Annotated in this window: 5 protein-coding genes; all 5 read left to right on the top strand. The window is 43.8% G+C overall.

What is annotated here, in order from left to right; genetic code table 11:
- The coding region (locus SORDD27_RS05830; protein WP_061427891.1) for a holo-ACP synthase at positions 1 to 255 on the top strand (255 nt) is incomplete at its 5' end.
- Positions 245 to 1,348, top strand: a complete 1,104-nt coding sequence (alr, locus tag SORDD27_RS05825) for an alanine racemase (RefSeq protein WP_061427887.1) — start codon at positions 245 to 247, stop codon at positions 1,346 to 1,348. The genes SORDD27_RS05830 and alr, both read left to right, overlap by 11 nt.
- Before the next feature lie 17 nt (positions 1,349 to 1,365).
- A complete protein-coding gene (gene recG / locus SORDD27_RS05820) occupies positions 1,366 to 3,381 on the top strand; it encodes an ATP-dependent DNA helicase RecG (RefSeq protein ID WP_061427885.1) in 2,016 nt (671 codons plus the stop codon).
- A 468-nt stretch (positions 3,382 to 3,849) separates the two neighbouring features.
- Entirely contained in the window at positions 3,850 to 4,830 is a 981-nt protein-coding gene (locus SORDD27_RS05815) for an acetylxylan esterase (protein ID WP_061427883.1), read from the top strand.
- Positions 4,831 to 5,165: 335 nt separating this feature from the next.
- The gene (locus tag SORDD27_RS05810) at positions 5,166 to 8,558 is read left to right on the top strand and encodes an SIALI-17 repeat-containing surface protein (RefSeq protein ID WP_061428097.1); all 3,393 of its coding nucleotides are present in this window, start codon (positions 5,166 to 5,168) and stop codon (positions 8,556 to 8,558) included.
- Positions 8,559 to 8,730: the final 172 nt, after the last annotated feature.

Genomic DNA, 8,730 nt, shown 5'->3' with positions numbered 1-8,730 from the left:
CGCTTTACCAGTCTCAAAGGGCGCAGACAGATCGAATACTTGGCAGGTCGCTGGTCAGCTAAGGAGGCCTTTTCCAAGGCTATGGGAACTGGTATTGGCAAACTGACCTTTCAGGATTTGGAAGTTTTGAACAATGAACGGGGGGCTCCCTATTTTAGTCAGGCACCATTTTCAGGAAAGATTTGGCTATCTATCAGCCATACAGATCAGTTTGTGACAGCCAGTGTCATTTTGGAGGAAAATCATGAAAGCTAGTCCACATAGACCAACCAAGGCTCTGATATATCTGGGAGCTATTCGACAAAATATTCAGCAAATGGAGGCTCATATCCCTGAAAGAACGCTCAAGTGGGCAGTGGTCAAGGCCAATGCCTATGGTCATGGGGCAGTAGCTGTTGCCACAGCTATTCAAGATGATGTTGATGGATTTTGTGTTTCCAATATTGATGAAGCTATTGAACTTCGTCTGGCTGGACTTAGCAAGAAAATCCTCATTTTAGGAGTTTCTGAGCTAGAAGCTGTTTCTCTTGCTAAAGAATACGACATCACCTTGACAGTGGCTGGACTGGAGTGGATTCAAGCGCTGTTAGCTAGGGAGACAGATTTATCTGGCTTAACGGTTCACCTCAAGATTGACTCAGGGATGGGACGGATTGGTTTCCGAGATTCCAGTGAGGCAGAGCAGGCTCAAGCCTTGCTCAAGCAACATGGTGCTCGCATTGAGGGAATTTTTACCCACTTTGCTACTGCAGATGAAGAATCAGATGAGTATTTTAATGCTCAGTTAGAATGCTTTAAAGCTATTTTGGCAAGTATGAAGAAAGTTCCAGAACTGGTTCATGCCAGTAACTCGGCAACGACCCTCTGGCATGCAGAGACTATTTGCAATGCAGTCCGTATGGGAGATGCCATGTATGGTCTCAATCCAAGTGGAGAGGTCTTGGACTTACCCTATGATTTGACACCAGCCTTGAGTTTGGAGTCTGCCCTGGTTCATGTCAAGACAGTTCCAGCTGGAGCTTGCATGGGCTATGGAGCCACCTATCAAGCGGATAGTGAGCAAGTCATTGCGACGGTGCCAATCGGTTATGCGGATGGTTGGACACGAGACATGCAGAATTTCTCTGTCTTGGTAGATGGTCAAGCTTGCCCAATCGTCGGACGAGTATCTATGGACCAAATCACCATTCGTCTGCCTAAGATTTATCCGCTAGGAACAAAAGTAACCCTGATCGGCACAAACGGTGGCAAGGAAATCACAGCTACTCAGGTAGCGACCTATCGTGGAACTATTAACTATGAGGTGGTTTGCCTCCTCAGCGACCGCATTCCGAGAGAATATTATTAAAATGAAAGGAGTGGAGCATGAATCTACACCAACCCTTGCATGTCTTGCCTGGTGTGGGGCCAAAGTCAGCAGAGAAATACGCCAAACTAGGAATTGAAAACTTGCAAGACCTCTTGCTCTACTTTCCTTTCCGTTATGAAGATTTCAAGACCAAGCAGGTGCTAGAGTTGGAAGATGGCGAAAAGGCTGTTCTGTCTGGTCAAGTCGTGACTCCTGCTAGTGTCCAGTATTATGGTTTCAAGCGTAATCGCCTGCGTTTTAGCCTCAAGCAGGGAGAAGTCGTTTTTGCCGTGAACTTCTTTAACCAGCCCTATCTGGCTGATAAGATAGAGTTGGGAGCAACACTTGCTGTCTTTGGAAAATGGGACCGCGCCAAGGCTAGTCTGACTGGGATGAAGGTTCTGGCTCAGGTGGAAGATGACCTCCAACCTGTCTATCGTCTGGCTCAAGGAATCAGTCAGGCAGGGCTGGTTAAGGTCATTAAGACAGCCTTTGATCAGGGGTTGGACCTCTTGATAGAGGAAAATCTTCCCCAGTCTTTACTTGATAAATACAAACTCATGTCCCGTTGTCATGCAGTTCGTGCTATGCATTTTCCAAAGGATTTGGCAGAATACAAGCAGGCCCTTCGCCGTATCAAGTTTGAGGAACTCTTTTATTTTCAAATGCAGTTGCAGACGCTCAAATCTGAAAATAGAGTTCAGGGAAGCGGTCTGGTTCTGAATTGGTCCAAGGAAAAGGTGACAGCTGTTAAGGAAAATCTTCCTTTTGCTCTGACCTCAGCTCAGGAAAAGAGTTTGCAGGAAATTTTGACAGACATGAAGTCGGACCACCACATGAATCGTCTCCTGCAAGGAGATGTAGGGAGCGGAAAAACAGTGGTTGCTGGCTTAGCCATGTTTGCTGCAGTGACGGCTGGCTATCAGGCAGCTCTCATGGTACCGACAGAAATCCTAGCAGAGCAACACTTTGAGAGTTTACAGAACCTTTTTCCAGACTTGAAACTCGCTCTCTTGACAGGATCCTTAAAAGCTGCAGAAAAAAGAGAAGTCTTGGAGACCATAGCAAAGGGTGAGGCCGACTTTATTATCGGAACCCACGCTCTGATACAAGATGGGGTGGATTATGCTCGTCTTGGCTTGATTATCATTGATGAGCAGCACCGTTTTGGTGTGGGGCAAAGGCGTATTTTACGGGAAAAAGGGGACAATCCTGACGTTCTCATGATGACAGCGACGCCCATTCCGCGAACACTGGCTATCACAGCCTTTGGGGATATGGATGTTTCCATTATCGACCAGATGCCAGCAGGACGGAAGCCGATTGTGACGCGCTGGATTAAACATGAGCAGCTGCCTCAGGTTTTGACTTGGTTAGAGGGAGAAATTCAAAAAGGTTCGCAAGCCTATGTCATCTCTCCCTTGATTGAAGAATCTGAAGCTCTGGATTTGAAAAATGCCATTGCCTTATCAGAGGAGTTGACAGCTCATTTTGCTGGCAAGGCTGAGGTTGCTCTGCTACATGGTAAGATGAAGAGTGACGAAAAAGACCAGATCATGCAGGATTTCAAAGAGAGAAAAACAGATATTCTAGTATCTACAACGGTTATCGAGGTTGGGGTCAATGTTCCCAATGCGACCGTCATGATTATCATGGATGCCGATCGGTTCGGTCTCAGCCAGCTTCACCAGCTCAGAGGCCGTGTCGGTCGGGGGGACAAGCAGTCTTATGCTGTTCTCGTAGCTAATCCCAAGACGGATTCCGGGAAAGATCGCATGCGTATCATGACAGAGACGACCAATGGATTTGTCCTTGCGGAGGAAGATTTGAAAATGCGTGGTTCTGGTGAGATTTTTGGAACCAGACAGTCAGGACTTCCAGAGTTTCAAGTGGCTGATATTATCGAAGATTTTCCGATTTTAGAAGAAGCCAGAAAGGTTGCCAGCTACATTAGTTCGATAGAAGGTTGGCAAGAGGATCCAGAATGGCGCATGATTGCTCTCCATCTGGAAAAGAAAGAACATCTGGATTAATACTCTTCGAAAATCTCTTCAAACCACGTCAACGTCGCCTTGGATTATATATGTAACTGACTTCGTCAGTCTTATCTACAACCTCAAAGCAGTGCTTTGAGCAACCTGCGGCTAGTTTCCTAGTTTGCTCTTTGATTTTCATTGAGTATAAGCTTTCTCTAAGGAAAACTTAAGCTAGCTTTTAGGTTTGGGTCTTATACTAGAGTCATCAAAAAGAAACGAGGGCTCTCACATGACTATTAAAGTAACCTACCAAAAGAAATTCCAAACCGTCAAACTAGAGAAAGGAGCTAGCACCTATTGATACACAGAGAGCGGAAACGCTCTTTTTATTTTTAAAACTACTTTCAGACGATAGGTTTGAGGAAAGAGAATCTAAAATCACTTTCTATTTAGCATTCTTTCTTGCATTGCCTTCCTAGATATGCTAGAGTTATGATAGCGATTACAAAACTAAAGGAGCATGCTATGAAAAATCCAGCTTTGTTAGAAGAAATCAAGACCTATCTAGGACGGGATGAGATTCCAGAAGACTTTGATGCTTTCTGGGATGAAGAGGTCAAAAAAGTTTCAGTCCTTCCTGCCTACCAGTTGGAGGAAAGGGATTTTCATATTCCTCAAGTCAAGTGTTATGAACTGACCTTTGAAGGAACTAATGAAGGCAAGGTCTATGCACGAATCGTCCTTCCAAAGACTGAGGAGAAGGTTCCGCTAATCTTCCATTTCCATGGGTACATGGGCCGTGGTTGGGATTGGGCTGACATGCTAGCCTATACTGTGGCTGGTTACGGTGTTGTTTCTATGGATGTCCGAGGCCAGTCAGGTTATTCGCAAGATGGCTTGCGCTCTCCTTTGGGAAATACCGTTAAGGGACATATCATCCGTGGTGCTGTTGAAGGTCGAGACCAGCTCTTTTATAAGGATGTCTATCTGGATATTTACCAGTTGATCGAAATTGTTGCTAGTCTGCCACAGGTAGATGAGGAAAGACTTTCTAGCTATGGTGCCTCACAAGGCGGTGCTTTAGCCTTGGTTGCAGCAGCGCTCAATCCTCGGATTCAGCGAACAGTTGCCATCTATCCTTTCTTGTCAGACTTTAGACGAGTGCTTGAGATTGGCAATACCAGTGAAGCCTATGATGAACTCTTCCGATATTTCAAGTTCCATGATCCCTTCCATGAAACAGAGGAGGAAATCATGGCGACCCTTGCTTATATCGATGTGAAAAATCTTGCCCATCGCATTCAAGGTGAGGTCAAGATGATTACAGGCTTGGATGACGATGTCTGCTATCCTATTACCCAGTTTGCGATTTACAACCGTCTAACTTGCGACAAGGCCTATCGCATCATGCCTGAGTATGCTCACGAAGCCATGAATGTTTTTGTCAATGACCAAGTCTACAACTGGCTCTGTGGCAGTGAGATTCCTTTTAAGTACGTAAGATAATGAATGAGAGAGCCCAGGAGCTCTCTTTTTATGTCCAAAACCTGAAAGTACTTTTAGAAAATTTAAAATATTAAAATATTCTTAAAAGTAAAATCTATTCTGTAGGAACACAGATGTAAATATAAGACTTTATTGTATAATAAAGGAAAAGTCACTTGTGAAAGGAGGAAAAAGGCTGCCGGGTGGTTAAAAACTCGGGCTCAGCAGAAAATGGGAGAGGATTGGGAGCTCTCATTAAGTTGGATACTTTCTTGTAAAACTTGTCTCTTGAGAGACAATAAAAATTTTTAAAGAAAAAGAAAGCGCTTTATTTTATGAAAAATGAAAGGACAAACATGAATTACAAATCTTTAGATCGGAAACAGCGATACGGAATTCGAAAATTTGCAGTTGGGGCGGCATCTGTAGTGATTGGTACAGTAGTATTTGGAGCAAATCCAGTCTTAGCTCAAGAGCAAGCCAATGCAGCAGGGGCCAATACAGAAACTGTCGAACCTAGTCAAGGTTTATCAGAATTGCCAAAAGAAGTGTCCTCGGGAGATCTTGCTCATTTGGATAAGGATTTGGCTGGTAAATTGGCAGCAGCTCAAGACAACGGCGTTGAGGTGGACCAAGATCATTTGAAAAAAAATGAGAGTGCAGAATCAGAAACTCCATCCTCTACGGAAACCCCTGCAGAAGAAGCAAATAAGGAAGAGGAATCAGAGGATCAGGGGGCTATTCCTCGTGACTATTACTCAAGAGATTTAAAAAATGCCAATCCTGTCCTTGAAAAAGAAGATGTTGAAACCAATGCAACAAATGGTCAGAGAGTTGATTTATCAAGTGAACTAAATAAACTAAAGCAACTAAAAAATGCTACAGTTCACATGGAGTTCAAACCAGATGCATCAGCTCCACGCTTTTACAATCTCTTCTCTGTATCCAGTGACACCAAGGAAAATGAGTATTTTACTATGTCGGTCCTTGATAATACAGCTCTTATTGAAGGTCGTGGCGCTAACGGGGAGCAGTTCTATGATAAGTATACAGATGCTCCTTTGAAAGTTCGCCCTGGACAATGGAATTCAGTGACCTTTACTGTCGAACAACCGACAACGGAGTTACCTCATGGTCGAGTTCGTCTCTATGTGAATGGTGTCTTATCCCGTACAAGTCTCAAATCTGGTAACTTCATCAAAGATATGCCAGATGTTAATCAAGCTCAACTTGGAGCAACCAAACGGGGCAATAAAACAGTTTGGGCATCAAATCTACAAGTTCGAAACCTAACTGTTTATGATCGTGCTTTAAGCCCAGATGAAGTTCAAACACGGAGTCAATTATTTGAAAGAGGTGAATTGGAACAGAAACTTCCTGAGGGAGCAAAAGTCACTGAGAAAGAAGACGTCTTTGAAGGTGGTAGGAACAATCAACCAAATAAAGATGGTATCAAGAGTTATCGTATCCCAGCTCTTCTCAAGACAGATAAAGGAACTCTGATTGCAGGAACGGATGAAAGACGTTTGCACCATTCTGACTGGGGAGATATTGGGATGGTTGTTCGTCGCAGCTCAGATAATGGAAAAACATGGGGAGACCGAATCGTAATCTCAAATCCTCGGGACAATGAGCACGCTAAACATGCAGATTGGCCATCTCCAGTTAATATTGATATGGCCTTGGTGCAAGACCCTGAAACAAAGAGAATTTTTGCAATTTACGACATGTTCCTTGAGAGTAAGGCAGTATTTTCATTGCCGGGGCAAGCTCCGAAAGCTTATGAACAAGTGGGAGATAAAGTTTATCAAGTTTTATATAAGCAAGGAGAATCAGGTCGCTATACAATTCGAGAAAACGGAGAGGTTTTCGACCCTCAAAATAGAAAGACAGATTATCGTGTTGTCGTTGACCCTAAAAAACCAGCCTACAGCGATAAGGGAGATTTGTATAAAGGGAATGAGCTAATCGGGAATATTTATTTTGAGTATAGCGAGAAGAATATTTTTAGAGTTTCCAATACCAACTACCTATGGATGTCCTACAGTGATGACGATGGGAAGACTTGGTCTGCACCAAAAGATATTACACATGGGATTCGGAAAGATTGGATGCACTTCCTAGGAACTGGACCTGGTACGGGGATTGCCTTGCGTACAGGACCTCATAAGGGAAGACTGGTGATTCCAGTTTATACAACAAACAACGTTTCCTACCTAAGTGGTTCTCAATCATCTCGTGTAATTTACTCAGATGATCATGGTGAAACATGGCAAGCAGGGGAAGCAGTTAATGATAACCGTCCAGTAGGCAACCAAACCATTCATTCTTCAACCATGAATAATCCAGGCGCCCAAAATACGGAGTCAACTGTTGTTCAGTTGAATAATGGGGATCTCAAGCTCTTTATGCGTGGGTTGACTGGTGATCTTCAGGTTGCGACCAGTCATGATGGAGGAGCAACGTGGGATAAGGAAATCAAACGATATCCTCAAGTAAAAGACGTTTATGTTCAAATGTCCGCTATTCACACCATGCATGAAGGCAAGGAATACATTCTACTCAGCAATGCTGGTGGTCCTGGACGCAACAATGGTTTGGTTCACCTGGCTCGTGTTGAGGAGAATGGTGAGTTGACATGGCTGAAACACAATCCTATACAAAGTGGTAAGTTTGCTTACAACTCACTCCAAGAACTCGGAAATGGCGAATATGGTTTGCTTTATGAGCATGCGGATGGCAATCAAAACGATTATACTTTATCCTATAAGAAATTCAACTGGGATTTCTTAAGCAAAGACAGAATTTCTCCTAAAGAAGCAAAAGTAAAATATGCTATCCAAAAATGGCCAGGTATTATTGCCATGGAGTTCGATTCGGAAGTATTGGTCAACAAGGCTCCGACCCTTCAATTGGCAAATGGCAAGACAGCAACCTTTATGACCCAGTACGATACAAAAACTCTCCTATTCACAATAGATCCAGAGGATATGGGTCAAAGAATTACAGGTCTAGCTGAGGGTGCAATTGAAAGCATGCACAATTTACCAGTTTCTTTAGCTGGCTCTAAACTAAGCGATGGTATTAATGGCAGTGAAGCTGCTATCCATGAGGTGCCGGAGTACACAGGTGGTGTCAATGCAGAAGAAGCTGCTGTGACAGAAGTTCCGGAGTACACCGGTCCAATGGCAACAGTGGGTGAAGAAGCAACACCAACGGTTGAAAAACCTGAATTCACAGGAGGTGTTAATGCTGAGGAAGCCCCAGTGGCAGAGATGCCAGAGTACACCGGTCCATTAGCAACAGTAGGCGAAGAAGCAGCGCCAACGGTTGAAAAGCCTGAATTTACAGGTGGGATCAACGCTGTTGAGGCAGCAGTTCATGAACTTCCAGAGTTCAAGGGTGGTGTCAATGCAGTTCTAGCAGCTTCAAACGAGCTTCCGGAATATAGAGGAGGTGCTAACTTTGTCTTGGCAGCTTCAAATGACCTGCCAGAGTATAAGGGAGGTGTCAATGGCGCTGAGGCAGCAATCCTTGAAGTACCAGAGTACAAAGGAGACACCAATCTAGTATTAGCAACTGCAGACAACAAACTGTCTCTAGGCCAAGATGTGACCTATCAAGCGCCAGCAGCTAAACAAGATGAACTTCCAAATACGGGAAGCAAGGAAACAAACTCACTGATTTCCTTTGGTCTTGCAGGTGTTCTTTTATCCTTGTTTGCATTTGGCAAGAAGAGAAAAGAATAATAAGTAAAAGCTTTTTGAGTAGGTCTCAGAAGAGGTAGCAGGTTTTTCAGCCTGCTATCTTTTTTTGACGACATTCAGGTTGATTCGAAATCATAAGAGGTCTGAAACTACTTTCAGGATAGTCTGTTCTATAAAATAGTTTTGAAACTGAAATCTATTCTACTACAAGCTA

The organism is Streptococcus oralis, assembly GCF_001579025.1.
Lineage (GTDB): Bacteria > Bacillota > Bacilli > Lactobacillales > Streptococcaceae > Streptococcus > Streptococcus oralis_X.
The sequence above is the reverse complement of the archived record's forward strand: the minus strand, read 5'-3'. Positions and strand labels throughout refer to the sequence as shown.